This is a genomic window from Actinomyces oricola (assembly GCF_004104015.1).
Classification (GTDB): Bacteria; Actinomycetota; Actinomycetes; order Actinomycetales; family Actinomycetaceae; genus Actinomyces; species Actinomyces oricola.
Map to the genome: position 1 here is coordinate 1 of NZ_RYFV01000024.1, position 25,720 is coordinate 25,720.

Genomic DNA, 25,720 nt, shown 5'->3' on the forward strand with positions numbered 1-25,720 from the left:
AGGTTTTCTTGGTCGAAAACAACTCTGACGCACGGCTCCGCGTGCCTTCGTCTACGACACACCCACCTCCCCGCACCACTCCAACCATCTTCACCCCTCGACCCCCACTCCCAGTGAGAAAGGCTCACTGTATGGCCAGCCATATGCGCACCAGCCTGGTGTGCGACGCGATCAACATGGCCGTGCGCAACTGCCCCCACACTCGGGGCGTGACAATCTTTCACTCAGACCGCGGATCGCAGTACACATCGGATCAATTCTCCGAACACCTACGTAAGTACGGTATCCTCCCCTCTGTGGGCCGGACCGGTGTGTGTTGGGACAATGCCTGGGCCGAGTCGTTCAACGCCACGCTCAAGAACGAACGAGTACACCGCATGGTGTATCCCACACGAGAACACGCCATCAAGGATGTCACGTCCTGGATAGAGCTGACATACAATCACAAACGGCTTCACTCGGGACTCGGCTATCGCACCCCGAACGAAGTTGAGCGCGAACTGCTGAGCTGCGAAATCGCAGCATGACACACAAAACACACACAGTCCGAAAAACACCCAGCACTCCACAGAGATTAGAACGGGATATGGGCGCCCCGACCAATTGCATAGCACTCAAACCCACGTCATGAGAGGTCTCTGGCGTGGGTTTTTGGTTGAAAAACGGCTGGTTTTGGGTGGTTTCGGTCGGTTCGGGGCCGTGGGGGCGGGCCTGTGGTGCGGTGGCGGGGCTGGGGTTTCCGACTTCGTCGTCACCCCCGGCCTTGTCGTCACTCCTAGCCTTGTCGCTCGGAGTCTCTGGAGTCTCTGGAGTCTCCAATCTGACCATCTCCTCCGTGTTCTCTGCGCCTCCATGTCCTCGTCTCTGGCTGCCGACCACGTGACGATGCCTTACTATCCGCCGTATTCCCTGTCGTTCTACTCGATAGCAGTCGGCTGCTCCTGGCTGAGCAAACTGGCTAGGTTCGCCAAGCTGGAGTCTTGGAGTAGCGCAGGATCACGCACCATCTGCTCGATGATGGCACCGAGCTTCTTTTGCGATAAACCGCTCAGCCGCTGCCGGACCTCGGCCACTCCTTCCGCGTCGACGATGCAGGCCTGCTCAACGAGACGCAGCTGCTCCTGACAGTAGGTATGAGCGGCCATCGCAGCTAGCAAACGGGCCTGCGCCTCGGCACTCGACATGGCCGGGCGATCACCCGGCTCATCCAGGTCGTGACTGGGAACGGAGGACTCTTCTACCTCCGCCACTTCCTTTGCCTGACCGTCCACAGCCGACTTATCCCGGCGCCACCAGTCAGTGATCTTGTTTACATGGGTCGACAGGAACGGTTGTGCGGATTGAGCCCACCACCCCTTCAGGTGAGGAGTAGCATATATTACGCTTGCCGCCACGACAGCCGCGACAACGATGGCAAGATCGAAACCGTCGTCATACTCCCAGCGTTGTTCAGTAGGGATATAGCTGGTTGACGAGACCTCGTCATCGAGGTCAAGGTCGTCATCAGGGATGAAGCGAGCATGCCCTTGAAGGACACCGTCGTCGTCGTAGAGATTCTGGTGAAGTCCACCTTCGCTCCTCTGGCCGGGCGTGAGGCTGGCGTCGTCCCATTCGAAGTAGCCTGCTTGGCGTGGCATGAGCCTGATTCTATTCAGGAGGTGAGCGTCACGGGTGGCGACTGAACCGGGGGCGGGAGTAACCCCGCCGGCTCGATAAGGGTGCACCCGCTCAGGCGGTCGAGTCTCTTGATGTAGTTCGGGCGAAGATCGTCGAGATCAGCGCGTCCGCGGGCCTGGAACGAGCCGGGCCTGGAAGTGATGTTGCGGGCGAAATGCACCCGGCCCTCCCTGCCAGGATGCTCCTGGCAGGGAGGCCTTGACCGCGGCATGGCCGAGTCGACTTCCCCGGCGGTGGTCGCCAACTGCTTAGCCCTCATGCCGTTACGACGATTGGTGCGCTTGTCGGTGCGCTCATAGTCTCCGACCCCGATGTGGGCGGTGGCCTCGGCATCGACAAGGTCCTGCAGGCCGGCCTGAAGCATCCGCCGGAATCGTCACCACACCGCGAGACCCACCTCGACCCGCGTCACCCTGCGGGTCGACGCCAGCATCACAGAAACCTTCCATGGCTCCCATGCGCGGCCGGCGCCTAGATGCGTACGGGAGCCTCGGAACACATGCCCGCATCGGCCCTCGCCCCTTTCCCCTGTGCGGTGCGCCTCATCCAGTACGGTTCCGGCCCACTCAGACGACCACCGTCACGAAGGCGGCGCCCGGGACGGGCAGAGTGGCCGCGCCCGTCAGCGAGCCGTCGTCGGCGACGCGGTAGGCCCGCAGAAGGCCGGCAGGCCGGTCGGTGACCAGCAGCAGAGCGCCGTCGGGCGCCAGGGCGATCGAGCGGGCGGCCACGCCGGGGTGCGCGGAGGCCGCGAGGGGCACGGAGCCCATCCACCGGGGCGTGCCGTCGTCGGCAATGGAGAACCAGGCAACGGCGTCCTCTCCGCGGTTGTTGACGTAGACGAGGCCGCCACGCGGGTGAACACGCAGGTCCGCCGGCTCGTTGGTCCGCCCGACGTCGCCCGCGAGGGTCGAGCACCGCGACACGGGAGAGATCGCACCGGACTCGGCGTCGAAGTCGAGGACGAGGAGCTCGGAGGCGAACTCGAGGTCGCAGTACAGGCGCCCGCTCACCGGATCGAAGGCGAGGTGGCGGGGACCGGTCTGGGGCTCGCTCGCATAGGTGCTTGCGAGCTCAAGCGTCTCACCGAGACGGTAGACGAGGATCCGATCCGCACCCTTGTCCCCCACGAGCAGGAAGGTCCCGCTGGGGTCGATGGTAACCGAGTGGGCGTGGGCCGAGGCCTGGGCGTGCCCACCGGACTGGGCCGACGTGTTCGGGTCCGGGCCGTGCCCGCCGAGGACGACGACGTCACTGAGCTCCTCGATAGTGCCGTCGGCGGCGAGGCGGTGGACGAGGACCGTCGAGTCGTCATAGACGTACTCGGTGCCCCAGGTGCCGTCCTCGTGGTGCACGATCTTCTCGACGTGCTCGAAGCCGCCGTGGTCGGCGCACAGGAGCAGGCGCCGGTCGGCGTCGAGGGCGAGGTAGGTGGGGAACGGACCTGGGACCGGGGTCGCTCCCCGGTGCTCAAGGCGCCCCGACACCGGGTCGAGAGCGAACTCGTGGATGGCGGCGGGCGGCCCGACGGGGCCTCGGCCATCGGTCTTGCGCTCGTCGACGACGTAGACGCGCTGCGTCCTCGGGTCGTGAACGAGGTAGCCGGCCTCGGTGGGCTCGCCGACGCGGTCGAGTACGGTGAGCGTGAGCGTATCGGCATCATCACGGACCTCCACGACGCTAACGCCGCCGACCTCGCCGTCGAGCTGCGCGTAGGCCCCGACGAGGGCGAGACGGCGGCTCATGCCCCCACCAGCCTGGTGAGCATCTCCTGGTGCCGGCGCACCTGGTCCACCTCGTCCATGAGCTGCTCGCGGGGCAGGTCCTGGAGGTAGCGCTGCCCCTCGTACTCGGTGTTGATCCAGCCCTCGTACCCACCGGCCTTGAGGGCGCCGATTGCGGCCTCGTAGTCGATGGTGGCCTCCTCGTAGTGGCCCGGCCGCCCCTCGACCTCGCTCATGTAGTTGAACTTGGCGTGGACGGACGTGACGTGGGGGGCGAGCTGGCGCAGAAGATCGGGGTCGGTGTTGGAGAACATGATGGACTCGGCCACCAGGGAGTAGTCGCGGGTCGTCGGCGCGGGCACGCGCTCATCGGCAAAGGCCCTGATGCCCTCGAAGGCGTCGCGCTCGGCGGGATCGCACTCGCCCTCGGCGAGGAAACGGGTGAAGTCGGCACGCAGGTTGCCGGCCGTGAGGGCGGCCATCTTGGGCACCTCGAAACCGGCGGTGCCGGCGCGCAGCGCGAGGCTGAGCTCGGTGACGGCGGTGGCCGCCTCGGGCTTGGCGCCGCGGCGCTGGTGCTGGCCGAGCTGCACCGGCGAGGGGGCGAACTGGAAGATGCCGAAGTCCGGCACAATGCCCAGGTGCTGGGTCCCGGTCTTCTGCACATAGTCGATGACCTCGGTGACCTGCCTGCCGTCGAGCTTCATGGGCTGGTGGATCTCCTTGCCCATGGGGATGTCGAGTTCCTCCGCGAGGGGCAGGGCGAGGGCGAGCACCTCGAGGGGGACAACCGACAGGACGCGCACGCGCTCGAAACCGAGCCGCTTGGCCAGGCGCAGGTCGTGCTTGAGACGCTCGGCGCATTCCTCATAGGTCATGACGTGATCGCGGAACTGCAGGACATCCATGGACACGTCCTGGACTGCCGGGGTGGTGCCGTAGGCCTCCATCCAGGCGAACCACTGCTTCTCGAAATCGGGTCCGGGATCGGGGTAGTGGAAGGACATCTCGTCGACGACCTCGATGCCGGTGGCGCCGCCCAGATTCGTGCCGACCTCGCGGATCTGCTCCTCAAGGCTGAGCTCGCCGAGGTACTGGGACTGCTGGTAGCTGTAGAGGCTGACGCCCCGTTTCATGCTCATAGTGATCTTCCTTCGTCTTCAGTCGTTGTGCTGTCCGGGCGCGGTTAGTTGAGGGTAAGGTGGTAGGTGACGATGTTGGGGGTCTTGTCCGAGCCGGCCCCGGTGCCGGGGGTTGGGGGCTCCTTGACCCAGGCCTCGTCGGTGGGCTGGTAGCCGTAGGCGGCGATGACGCACTGCTGGAAGCGGACGGTGTGCTCGCCGGGCGCAAGCCCGCCGGGGGCGTCGACGTGGAGGATCGCCTCGTCCGGATAGTCCCAGTGCTCCCAGACGGCGGTCTTGATCTCCTCGAAGCTGCGGGGAGGTTTGCCGTTGATCTCGAAGGTTTGGGCCGAGACGGGGTAGGAGACGCCGTCAACCTCAATGAAGTAACCGCAGTGGGTGGAGAGGTACACGCCGCGGTAGTTGGCGATCTTGACGGCGAGCTGGAAGCCGATGATCTCGCCGTCGCGCGTCTCATTGCGCAGTGAGTCGGGGCGGATGAGGAGGTTGTCGAACACAGTGGTTCCTTTCTTGTGGATGGGGTGGCGTCGGTCAGTCCGCGGAGGCGCCGGGCATGGGAATGGGGGTCAGGCCGTCGTGACGGTTGTAGCGGAAGAACCCGGTCCAGACGACGGCGGTGACAGCTGCCGCGATGAGCGGGATCGCGAACATGGGGTGGAAGGCGGAGGCGCCGGTGCTCTCCAGACCAGGCGAGACGACGGCGTTGTAGACCTGGCCAGCCAGGGAGGAGCCGATGACGGCGCCGACGCCGGAGATCGCCATGATGAGCAGGCTCTGCGCCTGGGAGCGGACGGCCGCGGGGGCGACCTCGTCGATGTACATGGCGCCGACGACGAGGAAGAAATCGTTGCAGATGCCGTGCAGGCAGATCGCGACGACGGCCATCCAGTGGTTGCCTCCCGAGGCCGCGTAGAACAGGGCGAAGCGGATCCCCCACATCACCATGCCGCCGAACAGGGACCACTTCATGCCGAGGTGCTTAAGTGCCCAGGGGATGGTGAGGATGAAGACGACCTCGCTGAGTTGGCCCAGCGACATGACGGCGGCGACGTTCTCGATGCCGAGGGCACCGAGGTAGGTGGAGGCGTAGGAGTTGTAGACCGCGAGCGAGATCGAGGTCATGAAGACACAGCAAAAGAAGACCAGGAAGTTGCGGTTGCGGAAAAGGAAGAAGGCCTTCGCCCCGACGACGTCCGCGAGGGAGAAGCTCACGCCCTTGGCGGGGGCGGGGGTGTTGGGCAGGGTGAAGGCATAGACGCCCAGGATGAGGCTGACCACCGCGGTGACGCGGAAGAGATCCGGGGATGCGGACAGCCCCAGTGCGCCGACCAGGACACCCGCCAGCACCCATCCCAGGGTGCCGAAGACGCGCACGTAGGGGAAGAGAGTCCTGTTGCTGGACAGGTGGAAGAAGGCGATGGAGTTCGCGATGCCAAGGGTCGGCTGGAAGAAAAGGCAGTAGACGAACAGGAGCAGCAGGACCAGCCCTCCCCTGCCGGAGCGGACGAGGCTGGGCAGGAACAGCATGATGACGCCGCCGACGGCGTGGGCTACTCCGAGGACTTGCTGGGAGGGGAAGAACCTATCGGCGAGCGCCCCGAGGAACATGGGGGAGATGATCGCCGCGACGGCGGCAAGGGTGAAGGTGGTGCCGATGATGGTGGGCAGGCCGTTCGTGGCCAACATGAGACCGACCGTCGCGAACCAGGAGCCCTGAACAAGGAACTCCAGCATCATCATGACGACCAGGCGGATGGCGCGACCGGCGCCAACGCTCGCCGGTGGTGTGGGGGCGGCCGCGGCGGCGGCCTCGGAGAGGGTACTCATCCTCGAGCTCCTTGATTGTTCGTAACAACGACAGTTATTGAGGTTGTGCAGCGAGACTAGCTGAACTGTTCGAGCTCATCGAGAGATGATTTGGTCAACTTGATTGGATCATTAGCTGGGCGAAGGATTCGATCCTTCGATCGTTCGTCGCCTGATCAATCCCGATCGTGCCGCGCCCAGTCGGGGAGCTGGCTCATTCCCGCCCCCACACGGTCGAGGACGACCGCAAGGCCGCCCAGAACCGCGGCCTCCTCTCCCAAGCGCGCCGGGACCAGTGACGTCTGAGGCGACACGATTGCGAGATTCGTCACTTCCGGCGAGGAGTCGATCGCCGCCTGGACCACCGGGCTGGCGCCCAGCACCCCACCAATGGCGATGGCGCTGGGCGCCACAACCCGCGCCGTGTTGGCCACGGCACGCCCGAGACTCCTCCCCGCCTCGGCCAGGACGCGGCGACAGGCGGGGTCCCCCTGCTCGGCTGCTGCGATGATCTCCCGCAGGCTCCAGGAGGACCGGGACTGCGGGAGGGCCGCGCGGATGGCCGTTTCGGAGACCTTGGTCGTCAAGCAGCCCCGCGAGCCGCAGTAGCACACCGCGCCGGAGGGGTCGACCACCATGTGCCCGAGCACCCCTGCCTGCCCATTACTGCCATGGAAGATAGCACCGTCGACGACGAGTCCGCCTCCGACGCCCTCCGCGGAGCGCAGGTACAGGAAGTTCCCCTCTCCGCGCCCGCTGCCCCACAGCCACTCCGCGAGCGCCGCGAGATTGGCATCGTTGTCCACGACAATGGGGACATCGTCCGCAATGGGCAGTCCCTCGCCGATGCGGACGTCCCGCCACTGCGGAATGCGACCGGTCACCCAGACCGGGATCGTGGCGGTGCGGTGCTCCAGCGGCGACTGGATCGACAGAGCGACACCGATAAGGGTGCGGTCCGCGGGAGCGGCGGCGAGCAGCTCCTGCACGAGGCCCACGAGCGCCCGCGGGTGGGACTCCGCGACGGACCGGTCCCGACGCACCTTGTCCGCCGGTGCGAAGACGGCACCGCGGATCCAGCCGTCCGCGATCTCCACCGAGATCACCAATCCGTCGGTGATGACGAGGCTCACCTCGCTCTGTCGGCCATTGACCGCCCGGATCTCGGCCACACCCGCCTCTCGCAGCTCATGAACGATCGAGGACACCGTGGCCGGCGCCAGTCCGGTTGCGCGGGCAATGGCCGCCTGGGAGCACGGCCCCGAGGCGCGCAGCGCCTCTATCACGGCGGCGGTGTTCGCGGAACGAATCGGCCGGGCCGTGCCGGCGGCGGTCTGAACATTCATGCCGGGGCTCCTGATTCATTGGGGGCGTGACGCACAAAACCGTCAGCCGTCGAACCGACCTTGACCAGATCAGTGAATGAATGGTACTTATCATTCATGTTGCAGTCGGTTCAGCGCATCGTCGGAAATCGATCGTTCGAACTCCGAAAGTTTATCGCATCCTGCTGGACCACGGTGACGCATGTCGGCCCGCACAACCACGCCCACTGGCCCGCGCTGCGCGTAAGCTTGTGCGTCACCCTGGCCCTGGCGGCCACCGTACTCACCCAGCACCCGGAATGGTCCGGTTACGCGGTCTTCGGCGCGGTGAGCTCGGTCTACGGCAAGCAGACCGACTACACGCAGCGTCTGCGAGCCCAGCTCGGCACAGGCGCGCTCCTCATCCTCGCCGTGGTCGTGGGCACGACCATCTCGCTGCTCCCGGGCACGCACTGGTGGACGGCCCTCGGCGTCGGCGTCATCTCTGCGGGCGGCGCCCTAGCGAGCCGCGCCGAGGGATGGCACCCGGTGCCCTCCCTGTTCCTCGCCTTCGCCCTGACCACCGTGGCCTCCGGCGCCCACAGGAGCATCGACCTGCTCATCGCCCTGGCCGTCTCCACGACGGCGGTGGCCGGAAGCGTCGCGGTCGGCCAGGCCGGTCGCATCCTGCCCACCTCCCGGCGCCCACGCACCCCGCCTGCGCCGCGCCGCTCTCCCCGGGCTGTCCTCGCCGACAGCGCGGCCCGCGGCGATATTGCGCTCCACCTACTGGCGCCCTGCACATCCTTCCTGCTGGCCATGGCGGCCGGTTCGGCGCACCCGGGCTGGGCCGCAGTGGCGGCAACGGCACCGCTCGCCGTCACCGCCCCCGTCGCCATGCGGACGGGGCGCGCCCTACTCCGCCTCGGCGGCACCGTTGCGGGCGCAGCGGTCGCCTACGGCATCCTGGCGTCCGACCCGCCCACAATCGTCCTACTCATTGCCGTCGCCGTGCTGCAGGTGCTCATCGAACTGTTCGTGGCGCGCAACTACGGAATAGCCGTCATCGCGATCACGCCGATCGCCCTGGTCATGTCCCAGGTCGCGGCACCGGCCGAGGCGGGAGCCATGGCCATCGACCGTGTGGTGACCGCGGGCGCAGGCGTCCTGGTCACAGTGGTCCTCCTCGTGGCCGGGCGGCTCCTAGCGCTCGCGATGGGGGGTGGCGGCCTCCGACCATCCTCAAGGCGACGCCGCGGCCTCGTAGTAGATGACCGGCTCCGACGGCAGTCCGAATAGCTCGTTCTGCGCCAGGCGAATGCAGCCCTGAACCGCCGACTCGTCCATGTCCGCAGCGGCCACGGTCCGCAGCATGGCGACGATCGCCGGCTGGGAACGCGCCGCGATGGATTCGCGGATACCGGCGAGGAGCACGTCGCCCGCACTGACGAGAGCCCCTCCGATGACAATGACGGCTGGGTTCAGCGCCGCCACCAGGGCGGCCAGGACATCACCGACGACCCGCCCCGCCTCGCGCAGAGTCTGGACGGCAAGCGGGTTGCCGGAGCGGACCAGTTCGACCACGTCCTGCGTCCCGCCGGCCGGAACGGACCTGAGCATGAGGGAACGCGCAACTCCCGTCCCACCGGCGAAGGCCTCCAGACAGCCCATCTGGCCGCACCGGCACAGCCGGTCGCGAGCCTCGGGAACCCAGATATGGCCGATATCGCCCGCGGCCCCGGCAAAGCCGTGGAGAAGCGCGCCGTTGGCCACGATGCCCGCACCGATCCCCGCACCCACTTTGACCACTATCATGTCCGACTGCTCCGGCCAGCGGTTGACCCACTCGCCGAGTGCGAAGACGTTGGCGTCGTTGTCCACGGGGACCGGGATGTCCAGGCCCAGGGTATTGCGGATCAGCGCCCCCAGGTCCACCCCTCCCCAGCCCGGCATGAGCGGAGGATTCACCGCCCTCGAGTGATCCGTGTCCACCGGCCCGGGGACGCCCACGCCCACGCCCAGCAGATCGGTGAGGGAGTGGCCCGCATCCCCCACGAGCCGTCGGAGCACCTCGATCGCCCGTCCCAGGACCACCTCGGGCCCCGAGGCGAGGTCGTATTCGAGGGTCTCCAGAGCCAGCACGGTGCCGGCCAGGTCGGTGACAGCGACGCGCCCCGCGCAGATGCCCAGATCGAAGGCGCCGAAGAGCCGGTTGGTCCGGGCGAGCATGTAGCGGGCCGAGGGGCGCCCTCCAGTGGATACCTGCGCCCCCTCCTCGACCACGAGCCCGGACTCGATGAGTTGCTCGAGCTGGGCCGTGACGGTCGAACGCACGCGCTGGGTGAGGCGGGCGAGCTCGGTGCGCGTACGCGGCCTGCCGTCGCGGAGGACCCCGAGCACCTCGCGAGCATCCGCCGATTGCTCCCCCGCCATCGCTCCGCCCCGTTCCCTCCGGTCTCGACGGTCTCGGCCGCCGCCCAGTATTGCGATGCCGATCATATCTGCACCGACACCCATCTCACTCTTGCGACGACAACAACATTATGATACGTTGTGATCATCATTACTGGAGCAATGAGGCTCCGCCGCTGCAGGTAGCACCTGCGTGCGGGTCGGGGTCCGCGTTCGACGCCATTACTAGTTCTGTGAAGGAGCAGCGTCATGTCTCGTCATGTGAATTTGTTTACCGGTCAGTGGGTGGACCTGCCGTTTGAGGAGGTGTGCACGCTGGCCCAGCAGTGGGGGTTCGATGGCCTGGAGGTCCCGGTGGCCGGGGACCACCTGGACGTCTACCGGGCAGCCGAGGACGACGCCTACTGCCGGCAGTGGAGGGACACCCTGGAACGCCACAATCTGGACGTGTACGCCATCTCCAACCACTCCACCGGCCAGGCCGTGTGCGACGACCCCATCGACTTCCGCCACCAGGGACTCCTGACCGATCGCGTGTGGGGAGACGGCGACCCCGAGGGGGTCCGCCAGCGGGCGGCCGAGGAACTCAAACTCACCGCCCAGGTCGCGGCCAAGCTCGGCGCCAAGACCGTCACCGGATTCACCGGCTCCAAGATCTGGAAGTACGTCGCCATGTACCCGCCCGTCGACCCCGAGGTCATCGCCGATGGCTACGAAGACTTCGCCAACCGTTTCAACCCCATCCTGGACGTCTTCGACTCCGAGGGGGTCACCTTCGCCCTGGAGGTCCACCCCAGCGAGATCGCCTACGACTACTGGACCACCCGGGCCACCCTGGAGGCCATCGACAACCGCGAGGCCTTCGGCATTAACTGGGACCCCTCCCACATGATCTGGCAGGACATCGACCCCGCCGTCTTCCTGACCGACTACGCCGACCGCATCTACCACTGCCACATTAAGGACACCAAGACCCACTTCGACGGACGCAACGGCCGCCTGTCCTCCCACCTGCCCTGGAACCACCCCCACCGCGGCTGGACCTTCGTGTCCGCCGGCCTAGGAGACGCCGACATCGACGGCTACCTGCGCACCCTGGACCAGATCGGCTACACCGGACCCGTCTCCATCGAATGGGAGGACTCCGGCATGGACCGCCTCAACGGCGCCCCGCTGGCCCTGAAATACGCCCGCGAACACGTCTACGACCTTCCCGAAGCGGCCTTCGACTCCCACTTCGACAACCGCTGAGCCCGCGGGCCGGGCCCTGGCCCAACAAGAACACGCATCAGGCCGAGCATGGTGCCGTTGGCTCACACCAACCGCAACCCGGCGACAGAGCTCCGCGTCTTGCATCAGGCAGGCGCGGAGCGGGCCGAGGAGTCCTCTGCGACTCGACCTTAGATTAGCGAACAGTGTTCTAAGTCACAGTCAATGCTCTTGTCTTACGTCGATCATCGACATTAGTTTTTTCATATCGCCACGTAAGAGGTGCTCGCCTCTTCGAGCGTCGGGGCACGGCCGCCCCACCACATAGAACGGAGTAGTTCCATGAGTACCAGTCCTAAGGTCCGCGTCGGCATCATCGGATGCGGCGGCATCACCAACCACAAGCACCTGCCCTCCCTCGCCGCCGTCGGCGAGGACAAGGTCCGCATTGAGGCCTTCTGCGACCTCATCGAGGAGCGCGCCGTGAGCACCGCCGCGGCGGCGGACCACGCCGACGCTCTCATCTACACCGACTACCGCGAGCTCCTCGCCAACCCGGACATCGACACCGTCCATATCTGCACGCCCAACGTGTCCCACTCCGAGATCGCCGTCGCCGCCTTCGAAGCCGGTAAGAACGTCTTCTGCGAGAAGCCCATGTCCCACTCCACCGAGCAGGCTCGCGCCATGCTCGAGGCCTGGCGCGAGTCCGGCAAGAAGTTCACAGTCGGCTACCAGAACCGCTTCCGTCCCGAGGTCCGTACCCTCCACGCCTCCTGCGAAGCCGGGGAGCTCGGTAAGATCTATTACGGTGAGGCGATGGCCGTGCGCCGTCGTCAGGTGCCCACCTGGGGGGTGTTCCCGAACAAGGCCCTGCAGGGCGGCGGCCCCCTCATCGACATCGGCACGCACGCTCTCGACATCACCCTGTGGTGCATGGACAACTACGAGGTCGAGTCCGTCCTCGGATCGGTCAACTACGAGCTCGGCCACCTGGAGTCCGCCGCCTCCGGCAACTACTACGGTCCGTGGGACATCGAAACCTTCGAGGTCGAGGACTCCGCCATGGGCTTCATCAAGTTCAAGAACGGTGCCACCATCGTCCTCAAGGCCTCCTGGGCCCTCAACGTCCTCGACTCGCGTGAGGCCTCCACCACGCTGTGCGGCACCGAGATGGGCGCCGAAATCCGCTCCGGCTCCTCCTACAAGAAGGACGAGCTCATCTACAACGGCACCCGCCACGGCATGCTCACCCACGAGTCGCTGTCCGACGTCTCCGCCGTCGCGTACTTTGAGGGCCGCGAGGAACCGCCGGGCGTTGTCGAGGCCAAGCAGTGGATCGACGCCATCATCACCGACGGTGAGCCCGTGGTCCACCCGGAGCAAGCCTTCCGCGTCACTCAGATCCTTGACACCATCTACCAATCCGCTGCCAGCGGCAAGCAGGTCTTCCTCGACTGAGAACGACGGCGAGGAGGAGACACCATCATGAAATGGGCAGCTATCGGCTACGGCTTCATCGGCCGCCGCCACGTCGAGTCCCTGCGGGGCATCGACGGCTGGTTCGTCCCGGCCGTCGCGGACACGAGCGCCGCACGTCTCGAAGAGGTGCAGGCCCTCCATCCGGAGACTCGCGTCTACGCCACACACAGCGAACTCCTGGAGAAGGAGGATCTGGACGCCGTCGTCATCTCGGCGCCCAACCGCTTTCACAAGGAGATCACCATTGCGGCGGCCCGCGCTGGCAAGGACATTCTCCTGGAGAAGCCGGCGGCGATGACCGTCGCCGAGTTCGACGAGATCATGACCGAGGTGGACAAGGCCGGGGTCCGGCTCACCGTCCACCAGCAGCGACGCTTCGACAAGGACTTCCAAACCGCCAAGGCCGTCCTGGACAGCGGGACGATCGGGGATGTCTACACCATCCAGTCCTCCCTTTACGGCTACAACGGCAATATGCACGACTGGCACGTGTACAAGGCCGAGGGCGGCGGAATGCTCTACGACTGGGGAGTCCATCTCATCGACCAGATCCTGTACATGGTCGACGGGCAGTTGAGCACCGTCTACGCCCAGCTGAACAACGTCATCAACACCGAAGTCGACGACTACTTCAAGATCCAGATGCGCTTCGCCAACGGAATCAACGCCGAACTCGAACTCGGGACGTACTTCCTGTCGGCGACCAAGGACTGGTTCAACCGCCACTGGTTCCTCGGCGGCTCCACCGGCACCATGGAGGCGGTGAAATTCGAGCCGGAAGGCCAGATCGTCCGTACCACCAAGTTGCTGGAGAACGTCGCCGGCGAGCAGGACAAGTCAGCGGCCTCCTACGGGCCGACCCGGTCCTTCGGGGTGCCGAAGGAGGGCCTCATCGTCACCGAGCCCCTGCCAGCGGTCACCACGGAGCAATCCGACTACTACATCAACCTCAAGGCGGCGTGGGATCTCGGCACCGAGCCGATCCTCGTCACCCCTGAGCAGGTCCGCCGGGTGCTCGTGGTCATGGAGGCGGTGCGCGAGTCCGCCGCCACCGGCCGCAGCGTCAACGTCGAGTCCTGAGCCCGTACTCACCGGAGCTGTCGTAGCCCTGCCCTGAGGCGATCCCCCTGCGGCCCCGCGCTGTCCAGGCAAGGCGCGGGGCCGCCGCCGTCCACGGTCCGAGCCGCAATCCGGTGCAGGGATGGCTCCCTTCCACGGTCGATTGCACCGTTGAGAAGAGGCCTCGCCCGACCTTCGAGGTCTCGTAGTCGGGGTCAATGAGGTTCGTGATGAAAGCGGGCACGTCGTCGGACTCGACGTAGGCCGAGTAGGTCAGAGTCGGCATCCTGCGCATGCTCTCGACGCCGCCAGGCCCCTCGGGACCGGCCTCTAGTGCTCGGAGGGCGGGCGGGCAGGGTAGACGGCGCGATCGCGGGCCTCACCAAGACCGTATCGATGTTGTCTGATCCCTTTCGCGGTCAGGCCCGTATGACGGCTCGCGCGCTGGCGGCGAGGGCTGTGTTGACGCCCTGAAGCTTCCGACCCGTGCGCATCGTCCCCGCGAGCAGGCGGAGCACGTCGAAGGTGGGGCTCTCGGCCGTGGGCAGACGGAACGGATCGTCGCGGTTTTGCCAGCCGACGCCGAAAAGGAGCTCGCCGATGCTCTGCTCCCACAGCTGCGCGGGTGTCTCGCAGGCGACGACGGCCAGCGCCAGCCATCCAGCCTGATCCTCAAGGGCAGAGTTTCCCAGCGGGAGTCGGCCAGCGATGTGCCGCAGTATCGCTTGCGGATCGTCTCGGTGTTTGGTGATGGCCCGAGTTGGAGCGATGCGGCCCTTGCGCACCGATATGAGTCCCAGCGCCCGCGCCGTCGCGCGGAGTTCCGCGACGGGCCAGGTGATGTCCTCGCGGTTGGCCTTGCCGATCCACCAGTCCGTCATGCCCGTGCGTTGTGCGATCTGCTCGACGGCGGCCGGCTTGAGATACCCGGCGGCGGTGAGCGGCATGCCGTCCCCAATGACGTCGAGGAGGACGCGGAATGATTCCGTAAGTTCTGCGGCCTCCTCGGCGCTGACCTCGGTCGCCCCGGATACCGCCGGATGCGCGAGCAGGTCCCGCAGGCCCCGCGCACCGCGGAGGCCTTCCAGCGTAAGCAGCGAGGCGAGCCCCTCGACGACCGGGATCGGCTCCGCGCTGATCACAGCGATCGCCTCATTGGTCTCGTCGACGTCGAACATGTCGGGATGCCAGCCGTTGGGCAGCCATGCGAGCGCCTCCTCCGTACTGTCGAACACGTCGGGGCGCAGATCATCGTCGTAGTCGCTGCGCACCCAAGCAGCGAGTTCGCTGTAACCCCACACGCCGCCGCAGTCCTCGGGCGGGCAGGCGAGCCTGCCGGTGAGGCACACCGGAGTTGATGGGGGCGAGTGGAGTACCTTCTCGACTCGCAGCACGTGGCGCCAACCGTCGCCGAAGTCATACTCATACCAGAGCCGATCGCCCTTGGCGGACAGGATCTGATCGAGGCGCACGTCGTTCTCCAGCATCCCTTCCTCGCCCTCATCGAGGTCGAACTGCGTGAGGAACTCTGGTGCGTTCAGATCGTGGTTCGTGCGGAAGCGGTGCAGGTGGGTGTCGCTCCATCCCATCGCCGCTTGAATCACCTCGTGCAGCCGCGGCAGGAGGATGTCGCCGGGAACCTCGATGCGTCGCCACACCGGTGGCTTCGTGCCCTGCAGATCAACACGGATGCGGAAACCCCGCACCGCTGCGGGGACGGGGAGGAGCTCAGGTTCGGGCCGGCGCCAGGGAGCCTTCAGGGGGTCGGCGTTCAGGCCCAGCGAAGCAATGAATTTCTGCAGATCCGGTGGCTCGAACTTCTCAGTTACCATCATCCTTCTCCTGACGTCGAGGGTGTTGCGCCACGATGCACCAGCGCGAGTAATCGTCCTCGTTGTTGTGGGTCATGAGTGTGAGTCATGAGCTGGTCGGCTGGAGTGGATGCCGCGTTACCGCTGTTACCGCTCCGATGGCCGCGATGCCCCTTCACCGTATCCGACGCTCCGGGGCGCCGTCCCCCGGAGCTCGCCGCGGGTCGTGGACCTGATCGAGCACCGGCGGCGCACACAGCCCAGAAGCACCGAACGTGACCAGGCTCCCCCACGGTCTGGCGTGGACTTCGTTCATGAGGGCACCCGTTACGCCTACAGCGTCGAGGCGAACGCCTGGGGCATTGCTCGCGAAGAGCTCTGGGAGGTGGGCCCACGTCACAAGAAACTTTTCATCCGCACCCAGGGCGAGCATGACGCGGAGCCGGCCATCGACTCGGGCCCCTCTCTCAAGGGAGCTACCGCCGAGGTCCGGCGCATTACCACCGCCCAGGACCTCTTCCTGGCCGTGGCGCTCAAGTACCGCCACACCACCCTGACGCCGGTGGCTCGCGGCCTGCGTTCATTCCGCTTCGTCCTCCACAGCGACCAGGAGAGAACGGCGCGGCTTCATTGGATGATGGGCCGGCTCGCGGAGAAGCCCGAATGGTGGAGCGATGTTGCAGACGCGATCGCCCACACGGCAGACCTCGGCATCACTCGGGTGGAACTGGAGGAGAAGGATATTCCACCGGAGCTTCTTGAGCACCTGCGCCGCATACTGAGCACGAGCGACGACGAGGAGGTCACCATCGCCGAGGAGATGCTCGCTGTGCTCAAGCGATCGCTTGTCTTCTACCACCGGGGCGCTGACGGCCGGGAGTACCGCCTCACACTCGGCGCCCAGAGCCAGGGCACCCTGACATGGCTGGCAACGGTGGGTCCAGCACTCGACGCCCTGAAGAAGGGGCAGACACTGTTCGTCGACGAGCTCGACGCCAGCCTGCACCCGACACTGAGCACCACCCTGGTGGAACTTTTCAAAGACCCTACTCTCAACCGCACCGGCGCCCAGCTCGTCTTCACCACCCACGACACCTCTCTCCTGGATAATTCCCCAACCCAGCTCCTGGACAGCGGCGAGGTCTGGATGTGCGAGAAGTCGAGCGAAGGCAGCAGCGAGCTGTTCTCCCTGGCGGACTTCACCAGCATGCGCAAAGGCACGAACAAGCAACGCCGGTACCTCGTGGGTTCTTTCGGCGCGATTCCGACAGTCGACACCTCCAAGATCCGGCGCCTGCTGGCCACCGACCACGAGGCGCCCTGAGGCGGCACCGCGGGAGAAGGACCGCCGTCAGACCGGGAAGCGAAGGAGCCACCGGCCTCGCCAGGAGAAACGCACCGTCCTCCTTGTCACCAATGGCGCCGTCACGGAGAGGACCTATCTGGACCAACTGGCTCGTCTGGCTCGTGAACGCAGCCAGGAAGTCTCCCCATACTTCACTCTGACTACAGACGACCCTTCTACACATTCAAAAACAACCATCATCACAGTACTTGTCCTTATCTTAACCTACAACGCCCCATGAATAATCCTCTATTTACAATAGAGAACCGACATGGATATCAAACGAATCATCTACGAACTGCGCAGACTCCAGGAAGTCATCATCAACATCAACGGACATCGCGCAGCAAATTCTTCACGAACTGACCCCAGGGCATTAAAATAAAATGACTTAGATTCAATCTCACTGCCCCCACATACCAAGGATCGATCATGAGCAGCTACGTTCCCAGCGGATCCCACGACCCGCAGTCTGACCTGCACGCTCAGTCAAACCCACCGACCGGTGCGATCCCCACCGGCCCCGCCCACCCCGGACCACCCCCGGGCGGACCCTACGCCGGCAGTCCTACCCCGGGAGGCCAGATCCCGCAGACAGCCCCATTTCGCGCTGTCCCGGGCGGGCCGACCCCACCGACCGGTGCGATCCCCACCGGCCCCGCCCACCCCGGACCACCCCCGGGCGGACCATTTCCCTACCGGACACCGCCCGCGAAGCGATCGTGGTTCGCACGCCACAAGGTCCTCACCGGCGTCGGCGCAGTGGTGGCTCTTGTCATTGTCGGCAGCGCCCTAGGTGGCGGTGGCAGCGACACCAAGCCCACCCCTGCCTCCAACGCCGTCGCCTCCCGCTCCTCAGTAGTCACTGCGGATCAGGATGGCTCCGCCCCTGGAACCGCATCGCCCGACGCCGCCGCCCCAGCCGAGCCCACGGCGCAAGCACAGGAGGAGACCGCGTCAGGCGTGACCTTCCCCGGGATGAAGAGGGGCGACCTCGTTGCCACGGCCGGGGAGACGATCGACGACGACGGCGTCCAGGTCACAGCCACCCCTCTGGCCGCCGGAGACTCGACCTTCGGGCCAACTGCCTGCTCCACCGTGACGATCGTCAACAATGGCTCCGGTTCGCTCGATGTCAACGCTCTTGACTTCAGTCTTCAGGACCCGAACGGGGTCATTGTGAGCGTCGGCTTCTTCGGCACGGATGATCACATCTCGGCCGCCACTCTCATCGCCGGCGGCACGTTGAGTGGTGATGTCTGCTTCGACTCCAACCTGTCTAGTGGTGGACAGTACATCCTGCTGTACGAGCCGGTGTACACCCTGTTCTCCAACCGCATGGCCTGGGTCAACGAGTTCTGACGGGCGGTGCGGTGCCGCTCGGCCTCCACCAAGTCCAGCAACAGATCTGTTCGTGCCATGAGGAACATGCCGGCCGCGGCAAGGCGATCCGCGAGGGCCTAACCCGAGCCGCCCAAGACCGGCTTGCTCGCCACCGGAACCAGCGGGGGAACCAACCTAGCCAGAACCAACCTAGCCAAAAGGGGCCCGGACATGGTTTGATCACCACGCTCTGAGCAGACATCAATGCTGAGCCACCTCATCAGAGCAACGACCGTACGTCACAGGGACGGAGGAACCATGATCGGCAAGAGCAAGGCGCTCCGGAAGATCAGCAAGCGGTACCCCACAGAGGCCGACCCCGAGGCGAAGGCCCTTGCAGATGCGCGCGCGGTCCTGGACCGGGAAGGCGTGACCGGCACGATGCAGGCGATCCGCCTGCTCAGGGAAAGCGAGCTCGACTACGATCTGACTACGGCGACATATCTCGTCGAGCAGCTCGGTGTGGGGAAATAGTCTCCCAGCAAGGGCGGCGGACCGAGACTCGATCCGGACGACGGCGCGCCACACCTCCGAGGGGATAGTCGCAGCCGTCCAGGAGGTCATCGACCGCTACTCATCCGGGCGCGCGCCCTGCCCTGAAGTCAGCTGCGAATCGTCGGCGACCGTGCTGCGAATCGTTGGTGGACGGACTGCGAATCGTCGGTGAAGCGCCATCTTTCGGCGTCGTTCCAGGTAAACTACCGCCATGGTCGCTGCCCCTGTCTGGTACCCGCGACACAGCCAGGAGCTCGCCGAGGACATCCTCGCCCACGCTCCCGTGCTCGTCATCCAGGGCGCACGGCAGGTGGGCAAGAGCTCGCTGGGCGACAGGCTCATCCAGGGTCGTGGCCGCGCCGTCACCTTGGACGAGCCCGAGCAGCGCCTCGCCGCCGACGCGGACCTCACCGCCTTCGTGTCTCAGGCACCTGATCGCACGCTCCTCATCGACGAGGTCCAGCTGCGCCCTGAGGTTCTCCTCGCCGTCAAGGCCAGTGTGGACCGCGACCGACGCCCCGGCTGTTTCATCCTCACTGGCTCCGCGAATCTACTGCGCCTGCGCGGCGAGACGGACTCCCTGGCCGGGCGCGCCCTGGACCTGCCGCTGCAGCCCCTGAGTCAGGGCGAGCTTCGACGTCGGAAGGACGACCTGGTCACCTGGCTGACCACCGCCACCGTCCAGGACGTCTTGGACGTCACCACTGACGAGACGCGCCAGTCCTACATCCAGCTGCTGGCCACCGGCGGCTACCCAGAACTGCAGTCCATGCCCGCGCGGCTGCGCAGGCGGTGGCTCACCTCGTATGTGGACCGCGTGTTCGAGAAGGACGCTCCTTCCGTGGCGGGTGCCGTCGCGCGCGGGCGACTGTCCACCATCGCCAGGCTCGTGGCGGCGAACCAGGCGGGCGAGCTCATCAAGGCCCGGATCGGGCGGCAGGCAGAGGTCTCCCCGAGCACGGTCACCAGCTACCTGGAAGCGCTGGAGGACGTCTACCTCCTGGGGCGGCTGCGCGCGTGGACCCCGAACCTCACCACACGGGAGGTGGCCCGCCCCAAGGTCTACATTACGGACTCGGCGCTGGCACTGGGGCTGGGCGGCGTGCGACCCCAGGAGCTGGAGCCACTGATCAGCGTGGCGATCGGCGGGTACATCGAGGGCTTCGTGGCCGCCGAGCTGCGCAAGCAGCAGACCTGGAGCGAGACCGAGTTCTCCCTGTTCCACTACCGCGACCGCTCCGGGGCGGAGGTAGACATCGTCGTCGAGCTACCGGACCGCCGCGTCATTGGCATCGAGGTGAAGTCCTCCTCCACACCCAAGGGCAAGCATTTCAAAGGGCTGAGAGCACTTCAGGAACGGCTGGGCGAGAGGTTCGTAGCCGGCGTCGTGCTGTGCATGGTATCCCACGGGTACCAGTACGCCACCGGCCTGTACGCGCTACCGATCGCCGCACTGTGGGAGTGCTGAGCGGGCGACGTACTGGCAGGGCGCGGGCTGCAACTGCTCCACCAACACGAAGGGGTCCGGTCAGAACACCGTTCGCACCAGGCCCGGGCGCACACAGTCCCTCAGACCTTCTCATGGGAATCGGCATTAGCCGGTATGTGTGCGTTTCTCACCGACACGAGGGCCGCGAGTTAGGACGCGGTCAGGGGCGCGATGACCATAAGGACAACACCGCCGACGCCTTCAAGAACACCGACCCATTGGATGGGGATGAAGAAAAGAGTGTGGATGTTGCGCAGCCGGCTAGCAATGTTCTGCGTTTGGGCCTCGACGACGGCGTTGATCTGAGCCTCGGCCTCGTAGGGGTTGGTGGGGACGGGGACGCCGGGTGCCGCCTGGAACTGTCCGACGGCGGCACGCTGCCTGAGTTCGGTGCGCAGCTTCTCCTTGTGCTCCCCCACCTGGTTCAGGGGCCGGCTCTCATTGAGCCACTTCCCCAGGAAGAAATTGCCTGCCCCCGCCGCCACGAGTCCCAACCCCACCCCGAAAGACCCCACCGCGTCACGGCCGAGAAGAGCCTCCATGGGCAAGCTGATGACGAAGATACAGGCCAGTGTGACAAACAGGGCCAATATTCCCCAACCGCGCCAAATAATCACGATTCGGATACTACTGAAGACATCGTGGCCCCGCAATGCGCCGCTCTTACCGGCCCTTGCCGCTCCTGCTTCCGCCACTCCTGCTTCCGCCGCGCCCGACCCACTCCGACCCACCCGAACCACATTGTGGGCGTCTCCAATGGGCGGGTCGACGACTGTAGGCTTGAGGAAGCGTCGCCATGATGCAACGTTCACCTGGAAGCACTGCCCGCCCCGCCCGACAGCACTGCCCACTGGGTCGCGCTCGGTGGGATATTCGCCCGTCAGGCCGCGCGCACGCCCGTCAGGCCGCGCGCACCGGGCAGCACACCCAGCCGCAGGAGGTGCTATGGCCCTAGCCACCACCCGTTCAAAACATCACTCGCGCCTGGAGGACCGCGAGGCCGGCCTGTTCGGCGTCCTCTGCCTGTGCTTCCTGGCCTGGTCCCTCATGGTGGCCGCAGGTCGGATGAACGCGTTGGATGCGCACCTGGCCGCGCCGGCTCTGCAGCCGCGCTCCATGGTCGGGCAGATCGCCGAGGCCTTCGCCTTGGCCACTCATCCAGTGCTCATCCTCATCGCCATCCTTGTGGCAGCAGTGGTCTCCTTCAAGGCGCGCATGCGTCGCCTGGGGGTGGCCCTGGGGATCGCCGCCCTGGGCATCCCCGTACAACACCTGCTGTCCGCCATTATCGACCACCCCCGACCGGTCACTCTCTTCGCGGACTCGCTGTCCAATATCGCCGGGGCCTTCCCCAGCGGGCATGTCACCGCCATGACGCTGGCCGCCTGGGTAATGGTCACCCTCACGCGCGCCCACCGTCGTCGGGCCACATCGGTGCTCGCCTGGTCACTGGCCGGCATCGCCGCCGTCCTGCTGACCGCGCTGAGTCAGTGGGCCATGGGCCTGGCAAGCGTCTCCGACATTGTTGGTGGGCTCCTCCTGGGCGCCACAGCGGCGAACCTGGGCCTGTCCATTGGGGGAATTGATTCGATCCTCAGCAGCTGGGCCCACCTGGGACTGCCCCCCGGCACAGTGGACAAGCACGCGGCAATCATCGTCAACCCCACCAAGTTCGACGACCTCTCCCTACTGCGAAGGCGCGTCGAGGCCGAGGTCCTGGCCGTCGGCTGGCGGCCCACCATGTGGCTGGAGACCACCCCGGAGGACGCCGGGCACGACATGGCCCGCCGCGCTCTGGAGGCCGGGGTCGACCTGGTCATGGTGGCCGGCGGGGACGGCACCGTGCGCGCCGTCTCATCTGAGCTGACTGGGACCACTACCCCCCTGGCGCTCCTGCCCTCGGGCACCGGCAACCTACTGGCCCGCAACCTCTCGGTGTCGTTGGACACCGACGAGGCCCTCCACCTGGCCCTCCACGGGCGGGCGCGCCCCATTGACGTGGTCCGCTGCACCTGGGACAAGGGCGTAGAGCGCTTCGTGGTCATGGCCGGGCTGGGCCTCGACGCCCAGATCATGGAATCCACCAACGACGACCTCAAGAGAGTGCTCCGCGCCGGGGCCTACGCCGTGGCCGCGGTGCAGAACGCCGTCCCCGACCCCTTCACCGCCGTCGTCGCCCTGGATGACGCCCAGCCCGCCGAACAACAGATGGTGATGGCCCTGATGGGCAATGTGGGCACCATCACCGGCGGAATGGCCCTATTCCCCCAGGCGCATCCCGACGACGGCGTCCTGGATCTCATGCTGGCCAGCCCCGACAGCGTCGTGGACTGGGCGCGCCTGGGCGCCCACATCATCACCGGCAAGAACATGGAGGGCTTCGAGGTGGCGCAGGCGCGGAGGCTGTCGATCACCACCAACGAGGCGGTCCCCTTCGAGCTCGACGGGGACACGGTGGGCCTCACCCGCCACCTGGAGGTGACGGTTGAGCCCCGCGCCCTGCTGGTGGTCGCGCCCCGGCGCTGAGCGGCCGTCACCCCGTCGGCCTGGCCTACACTGACCGCGCTGCCATACGGCACGCCACGACCCCGACCAGGCAGGAGCCCCATGCGTTCTCGTCCCCGTTCCCGAGTCACGGTCGCGCTCGGGCGCGCGGCCCGCGTCGCCGCCCGTCTGCGCGGGGGCGGCTCAGGTGGCACCGCGTTCCCCGGCCTCGTCATGGAGCGCACCGACCCGGGCTTTCTGGCCCGCACCCTGGGAGACCTGCCCATGGGCGTCATTGTTGTCTCAGGCACCAACGGCAAGACCACCACCACCAAGATGGTCGTCGAGCTTCTGCGAGACCAAGGGCTGAGGGTCTTCACCAACCGCACCGGCTCTAACTTTGTGCGCGGGGTCCTGGCGGCCCTGCTCACAGAGGTGGACCGTTCTGGAAAGCTGGCGGCCGACGTCGCCGTCCTGGAGCTTGATGAGGCGCACGCCGTGCGCTTCGTGAGGCTGGTGCGCCCCCGGGCCTGCCTGCTGCTCAATGTCATGCGCGATCAACTCGACCGCTTCGGTGAGATCGACTACACCGCCGCCCTGCTGCGCAAGGTGGCCGCGGCCACCACCGAGGTGGTGGTCGTTAACGCTGACGACCCGCGCCTGTCCGGCCCGGACTTCCTGACGGGGCTGAGTGCTCGGACCCGAGCCTTCGGGGCGGGGCCGGGCCTGCGCTCCCTGTTCCTATCCGACGACGAGTTGCGCATTGGCGCCCCCAACGACTCCCCCGCCCCGGCCGTTGCCCCCAGCGACATCCCCGCCCTGGCGCCCGAATCCGCCGGTGACGCCCCTACCCCGGCCGTTGCCCCCAGCGACGTCCCGGCCCCCGACGACGCCCCCGGCCCTGCCGTCGTCTCTGGCGACGCCCCCGGCTCGGCACCCGAGCCCGCCGGCGACGGCGCCTCCCCGGCCGGCGCCGCTCCCGCAGAGCCCGACGCCCCGGCGCCCGGGCCCGCGCGGGTCCTCCTCATGTCCCTGACCGGGCAGCGGGCGGAGGTCTCCATTGACGGGGTAGTGCACACGATCAACTTCGCCATCCCCGGCATCCACAACCAGCTCAACGCCTGCGCGGCCCTGGCTCTGTGCCTGGAGGTGCTGGGGCAGGACGCCGACCTGCCCCGGCTTCTGTCCACCCTGTCCCAAGTACAGGCCGCGTTCGGCCGTGGAGAGGTCCTCAGCCTCGACAACCGGGACGTCCAGTTGGCCCTGGTGAAGAACCCCGCGGGTTTCCGCATGAGCCTGTTGTCCACCGCGACGGTCGCAGGCCCGGAGACCATCATGATCGCCATTAACGACGAGTACGCTGACGGGCGGGACATGTCCTGGCTATGGGACGTGGACTTCTCCGCCCTGCGCGCCGAGGGGGTCGCGGTGGTCACCGGGGTGAGGGCCTGGGATATGGCTCTGCGCCTGCGCTACGACGAGGTCCCGATCGGGGTGGTTGAACCGGATCTGGACAAGGCGATCGCCGCCTGGCGCGAGACTGCCGCGCGCCAGGAGCGCCCCATGCGCGTGTTCACCACCTACACCGCCATGCTGGCGCTGCGCGCGCGCCTGGGTGAGCTCACCGAGGTTGAGGAGGTCATGTCGTGACGACTATGTACACGCATACCACGCAGGGCGCCGCCAAGGGCAGCCTCCGCCTGCTCCAGCTCTACCCCCGGGACATGAACATCTACGGGGACTGGGGCAACACGCTGGTCCTGGCGCGCCGCGCCCAGTGGCACGGCTACGACGTCGAACTGCTCTCCTACGACCCGGGCGAGGACCTGCCCGACGAGGTGCACCTACTCGTCGGCGGCGGGGGCCAGGACTCGGGGCAGGAGCGGATCCAGACGGACCTGGCGGCCCGCGGTCCCGAACTGCGGGCCTGGGCGGCCGACGGCGTGCCCATGCTCGTCATCTGCGGGCTCTACCAGCTTTTCGGGCACCGCTTCCTGACGGCCGAGGGCTCCGAAATCCCGGGCATTGGACTCCTCGACGCTCAAACTGTCGCCGGCCGCGAACGCCTCATTGGCAATATCTCCCTGGACACCCCGGACCTGGGGAGAGTTGTGGGCTACGAGAACCATTCGGGGCTCACCACTCTCGGCCCGGGAGCGCGCCCCTTCGGGACGGTGCTGGGTGAAGGCGCCGGTAACAACGGCTCGGACGGCACCGAGGGCGGGCGCGTCCACCATGTCATTGGCACCTACCTGCACGGCTCCCTGCTGCCTAAGAATCCGGCCGTTGCCGACTGGCTTCTAGCACGGGCCGTCGAGCAGGCGGGCCTGACCTGGGAGGGCGAGGACCTCGACGACACCTGGGCGCGCAACGCCCGTCGCGTAGCCGGCACCCGTCCCCGCTGAACACATGGCCACCCCCGAGTTCATCCTGTCCCTGCGGGAGAAGATTGGCCATGAGCAGTTGTGGCTGCCGGGCGTGAGCGTCGTCGTCCTGGACGATGAGGGCCGTGTCCTGCTCGGGAGGCGCGCAGACAATGGTCGCTGGGCGGTGGTCTCGGGCATCCCTGAACCGGGGGAGCAGCCCGGCGCCGCGGTGGTGCGCGAGTGCATTGAGGAGACCGGGATCGTCCCCGAGCTTCTCGGGGTGTGCGGCGTGGAGGCCGGGACTCCCCTGGTCTTCCCCAACGGGGACCGCTGCGTGTTCATGGACATCTGCTTCGCGGCCCGTACCGGCGACCCGCACCTGGCGCACCCGGCCGACGAGGAATCCACGCAGGTCGGCTGGTTCGATCCCGGCGCCCTGCCCGAGCCGGTGGTGGCATCGACGCCGCCGCGCATCCGCTCCGCCCTGGCCTGGTTGGCCGACCCCGCCGGCGGGGCTTCCTTCCGATAGCGG

At 66.7% G+C, this 25,720-nt stretch carries 23 protein-coding genes and 2 pseudogenes; 13 read left to right on the plus strand and 12 right to left on the minus strand.

What is annotated here, in order from left to right; genetic code table 11:
• Positions 1 to 131: 131 nt before the first annotated feature.
• The gene (locus EUC46_RS09570; protein ID WP_277750488.1) at positions 132 to 527 is read left to right on the plus strand and encodes an integrase core domain-containing protein; all 396 of its coding nucleotides are present in this window, start codon (positions 132 to 134) and stop codon (positions 525 to 527) included.
• A gap of 390 nt (positions 528 to 917) precedes the next feature.
• On the opposite strand, the gene EUC46_RS09575 is transcribed toward EUC46_RS09570, so the two are convergent.
• From EUC46_RS09575 to EUC46_RS09605, 8 genes and pseudogenes are all read right to left on the minus strand, one after another.
• Positions 918 to 1,637 (minus strand): hypothetical protein, encoded by a 720-nt coding sequence (locus EUC46_RS09575; protein WP_128773940.1) that lies wholly within the window; start codon positions 1,635 to 1,637, stop codon positions 918 to 920.
• A 112-nt stretch (positions 1,638 to 1,749) separates the two neighbouring features.
• Positions 1,750 to 1,886, minus strand: a pseudogene (locus tag EUC46_RS13470) (IS256 family transposase); the annotation flags it as partial.
• Positions 1,874 to 2,050 (minus strand): annotated as a pseudogene (locus EUC46_RS09580) (transposase); the annotation flags it as partial. The pseudogenes EUC46_RS09580 and EUC46_RS13470, both read right to left, overlap by 13 nt.
• Positions 2,051 to 2,243: 193 nt before the next feature.
• The gene (locus tag EUC46_RS09585; RefSeq protein ID WP_128773941.1) at positions 2,244 to 3,422 is read right to left on the minus strand and encodes a lactonase family protein; all 1,179 of its coding nucleotides are present in this window, start codon (positions 3,420 to 3,422) and stop codon (positions 2,244 to 2,246) included.
• Positions 3,419 to 4,543: a hypothetical protein gene (locus EUC46_RS09590; protein ID WP_206645954.1), complete on the minus strand. Its 1,125-nt coding sequence runs from the start codon at positions 4,541 to 4,543 to the stop codon at positions 3,419 to 3,421. The genes EUC46_RS09585 and EUC46_RS09590 overlap by 4 nt, the downstream gene beginning before the upstream one ends.
• Positions 4,544 to 4,587: 44 nt before the next feature.
• A complete protein-coding gene (locus tag EUC46_RS09595; protein WP_128773942.1) occupies positions 4,588 to 5,040 on the minus strand; it encodes a C-glycoside deglycosidase beta subunit domain-containing protein in 453 nt (150 codons plus the stop codon).
• 34 nt (positions 5,041 to 5,074) lie between these two features.
• Positions 5,075 to 6,370, minus strand: a complete 1,296-nt coding sequence (locus tag EUC46_RS09600) for an MFS transporter (RefSeq protein ID WP_128773943.1) — start codon at positions 6,368 to 6,370, stop codon at positions 5,075 to 5,077.
• A gap of 155 nt (positions 6,371 to 6,525) precedes the next feature.
• Entirely contained in the window at positions 6,526 to 7,695 is a 1,170-nt protein-coding gene (locus EUC46_RS09605) for an ROK family transcriptional regulator (protein WP_128773944.1), read from the minus strand.
• A gap of 174 nt (positions 7,696 to 7,869) precedes the next feature.
• Here EUC46_RS09605 and EUC46_RS09610 point away from each other — a divergent pair, with 174 nt between their 5' ends.
• A complete protein-coding gene (locus tag EUC46_RS09610; protein ID WP_164918803.1) occupies positions 7,870 to 8,952 on the plus strand; it encodes an FUSC family protein in 1,083 nt (360 codons plus the stop codon).
• Here EUC46_RS09610 and EUC46_RS09615 read toward each other — a convergent pair.
• Complete coding sequence (locus EUC46_RS09615; protein WP_164918804.1) at positions 8,896 to 10,053, minus strand: ROK family transcriptional regulator; 1,158 nt, start codon at positions 10,051 to 10,053, stop codon at positions 8,896 to 8,898. The two genes, EUC46_RS09610 and EUC46_RS09615, sit on opposite strands and share 57 nt — an antisense overlap.
• A gap of 261 nt (positions 10,054 to 10,314) precedes the next feature.
• On the opposite strand from EUC46_RS09615, the gene EUC46_RS09620 reads away from it, so the two are divergent.
• The 3 genes from EUC46_RS09620 to EUC46_RS09630 all read left to right on the plus strand — a co-directional run bounded on the left by EUC46_RS09620 (position 10,315) and on the right by EUC46_RS09630 (position 13,836).
• Positions 10,315 to 11,316: a sugar phosphate isomerase/epimerase family protein gene (locus tag EUC46_RS09620; RefSeq protein WP_128773947.1), complete on the plus strand. Its 1,002-nt coding sequence runs from the start codon at positions 10,315 to 10,317 to the stop codon at positions 11,314 to 11,316.
• Between the two features lie 300 nt (positions 11,317 to 11,616).
• A complete protein-coding gene (locus EUC46_RS09625; protein WP_128773948.1) occupies positions 11,617 to 12,735 on the plus strand; it encodes a Gfo/Idh/MocA family protein in 1,119 nt (372 codons plus the stop codon).
• Between the two features lie 27 nt (positions 12,736 to 12,762).
• Complete coding sequence (locus tag EUC46_RS09630) at positions 12,763 to 13,836, plus strand: Gfo/Idh/MocA family protein (protein WP_128773949.1); 1,074 nt, start codon at positions 12,763 to 12,765, stop codon at positions 13,834 to 13,836.
• Here EUC46_RS09630 and EUC46_RS09635 read toward each other — a convergent pair.
• Together EUC46_RS09635 and EUC46_RS09640 are read right to left on the minus strand one after the other, a co-directional pair.
• On the minus strand, positions 13,820 to 14,101 hold the full coding sequence (locus EUC46_RS09635) for a hypothetical protein (RefSeq protein ID WP_128773950.1): 282 nt from the start codon (positions 14,099 to 14,101) through the stop codon (positions 13,820 to 13,822). The two genes, EUC46_RS09630 and EUC46_RS09635, sit on opposite strands and share 17 nt — an antisense overlap.
• Before the next feature lie 133 nt (positions 14,102 to 14,234).
• Complete coding sequence (locus tag EUC46_RS09640) at positions 14,235 to 15,650, minus strand: plasmid pRiA4b ORF-3 family protein (RefSeq protein ID WP_206645955.1); 1,416 nt, start codon at positions 15,648 to 15,650, stop codon at positions 14,235 to 14,237.
• Between the two features lie 277 nt (positions 15,651 to 15,927).
• Here EUC46_RS09640 and EUC46_RS09645 point away from each other — a divergent pair, with 277 nt between their 5' ends.
• The 4 genes from EUC46_RS09645 (at position 15,928) to EUC46_RS09660 (ending at position 20,317) form a co-directional block, all read left to right on the plus strand.
• The gene (locus EUC46_RS09645) at positions 15,928 to 16,950 is read left to right on the plus strand and encodes an AAA family ATPase (RefSeq protein WP_241655518.1); all 1,023 of its coding nucleotides are present in this window, start codon (positions 15,928 to 15,930) and stop codon (positions 16,948 to 16,950) included.
• A gap of 786 nt (positions 16,951 to 17,736) precedes the next feature.
• A complete protein-coding gene (locus tag EUC46_RS13080; protein ID WP_241655519.1) occupies positions 17,737 to 18,333 on the plus strand; it encodes a DUF4352 domain-containing protein in 597 nt (198 codons plus the stop codon).
• Between the two features lie 279 nt (positions 18,334 to 18,612).
• Positions 18,613 to 18,828, plus strand: a complete 216-nt coding sequence (locus EUC46_RS09655; RefSeq protein ID WP_128773953.1) for a hypothetical protein — start codon at positions 18,613 to 18,615, stop codon at positions 18,826 to 18,828.
• Positions 18,829 to 19,060: 232 nt separating this feature from the next.
• The gene (locus tag EUC46_RS09660; protein ID WP_128773954.1) at positions 19,061 to 20,317 is read left to right on the plus strand and encodes an ATP-binding protein; all 1,257 of its coding nucleotides are present in this window, start codon (positions 19,061 to 19,063) and stop codon (positions 20,315 to 20,317) included.
• 170 nt (positions 20,318 to 20,487) lie between these two features.
• On the opposite strand, the gene EUC46_RS09665 is transcribed toward EUC46_RS09660, so the two are convergent.
• A complete protein-coding gene (locus tag EUC46_RS09665; protein ID WP_241655520.1) occupies positions 20,488 to 20,880 on the minus strand; it encodes a transcriptional accessory protein in 393 nt (130 codons plus the stop codon).
• Between the two features lie 403 nt (positions 20,881 to 21,283).
• Here EUC46_RS09665 and EUC46_RS09670 point away from each other — a divergent pair, with 403 nt between their 5' ends.
• The 4 genes from EUC46_RS09670 (at position 21,284) to EUC46_RS09685 (ending at position 25,717) form a co-directional block, all read left to right on the plus strand.
• Complete coding sequence (locus EUC46_RS09670; RefSeq protein WP_206645956.1) at positions 21,284 to 22,864, plus strand: bifunctional phosphatase PAP2/diacylglycerol kinase family protein; 1,581 nt, start codon at positions 21,284 to 21,286, stop codon at positions 22,862 to 22,864.
• A gap of 81 nt (positions 22,865 to 22,945) precedes the next feature.
• The gene (locus EUC46_RS09675; RefSeq protein WP_128773956.1) at positions 22,946 to 24,472 is read left to right on the plus strand and encodes a Mur ligase family protein; all 1,527 of its coding nucleotides are present in this window, start codon (positions 22,946 to 22,948) and stop codon (positions 24,470 to 24,472) included.
• Complete coding sequence (locus tag EUC46_RS09680) at positions 24,469 to 25,227, plus strand: type 1 glutamine amidotransferase (RefSeq protein WP_206645957.1); 759 nt, start codon at positions 24,469 to 24,471, stop codon at positions 25,225 to 25,227. Before EUC46_RS09675 ends, EUC46_RS09680 begins: the two co-directional genes overlap by 4 nt.
• 4 nt (positions 25,228 to 25,231) lie before the next feature.
• Complete coding sequence (locus tag EUC46_RS09685; RefSeq protein ID WP_128773957.1) at positions 25,232 to 25,717, plus strand: NUDIX hydrolase; 486 nt, start codon at positions 25,232 to 25,234, stop codon at positions 25,715 to 25,717.
• Positions 25,718 to 25,720 lie beyond the last annotated feature (3 nt).

Coding starts and splice junctions, on each gene's coding strand:
- EUC46_RS09605 (WP_128773944.1), bottom strand. CDS start 7,695: ATGAATGTTCAGACCGCCGCCGGCACGGCCCGGCCGATTCGTTCCGCG.
- EUC46_RS09670 (WP_206645956.1), top strand. CDS start 21,284: ATGGCCCTAGCCACCACCCGTTCAAAACATCACTCGCGCCTGGAGGAC.
- EUC46_RS09570 (WP_277750488.1), top strand. CDS start 132: ATGGCCAGCCATATGCGCACCAGCCTGGTGTGCGACGCGATCAACATG.
- EUC46_RS09620 (WP_128773947.1), top strand. CDS start 10,315: ATGTCTCGTCATGTGAATTTGTTTACCGGTCAGTGGGTGGACCTGCCG.
- EUC46_RS09630 (WP_128773949.1), top strand. CDS start 12,763: ATGAAATGGGCAGCTATCGGCTACGGCTTCATCGGCCGCCGCCACGTC.
- EUC46_RS09675 (WP_128773956.1), top strand. CDS start 22,946: ATGCGTTCTCGTCCCCGTTCCCGAGTCACGGTCGCGCTCGGGCGCGCG.
- EUC46_RS09575 (WP_128773940.1), bottom strand. CDS start 1,637: ATGCCACGCCAAGCAGGCTACTTCGAATGGGACGACGCCAGCCTCACG.
- EUC46_RS09655 (WP_128773953.1), top strand. CDS start 18,613: ATGATCGGCAAGAGCAAGGCGCTCCGGAAGATCAGCAAGCGGTACCCC.
- EUC46_RS09600 (WP_128773943.1), bottom strand. CDS start 6,370: ATGAGTACCCTCTCCGAGGCCGCCGCCGCGGCCGCCCCCACACCACCG.
- EUC46_RS09585 (WP_128773941.1), bottom strand. CDS start 3,422: ATGAGCCGCCGTCTCGCCCTCGTCGGGGCCTACGCGCAGCTCGACGGC.
- EUC46_RS09625 (WP_128773948.1), top strand. CDS start 11,617: ATGAGTACCAGTCCTAAGGTCCGCGTCGGCATCATCGGATGCGGCGGC.
- EUC46_RS09635 (WP_128773950.1), bottom strand. CDS start 14,101: ATGCCGACTCTGACCTACTCGGCCTACGTCGAGTCCGACGACGTGCCC.
- EUC46_RS09640 (WP_206645955.1), bottom strand. CDS start 15,650: ATGATGGTAACTGAGAAGTTCGAGCCACCGGATCTGCAGAAATTCATT.
- EUC46_RS09665 (WP_241655520.1), bottom strand. CDS start 20,880: ATGGAGGCTCTTCTCGGCCGTGACGCGGTGGGGTCTTTCGGGGTGGGG.
- EUC46_RS09660 (WP_128773954.1), top strand. CDS start 19,061: ATGGTCGCTGCCCCTGTCTGGTACCCGCGACACAGCCAGGAGCTCGCC.
- EUC46_RS09685 (WP_128773957.1), top strand. CDS start 25,232: ATGGCCACCCCCGAGTTCATCCTGTCCCTGCGGGAGAAGATTGGCCAT.
- EUC46_RS09590 (WP_206645954.1), bottom strand. CDS start 4,543: ATGAGCATGAAACGGGGCGTCAGCCTCTACAGCTACCAGCAGTCCCAG.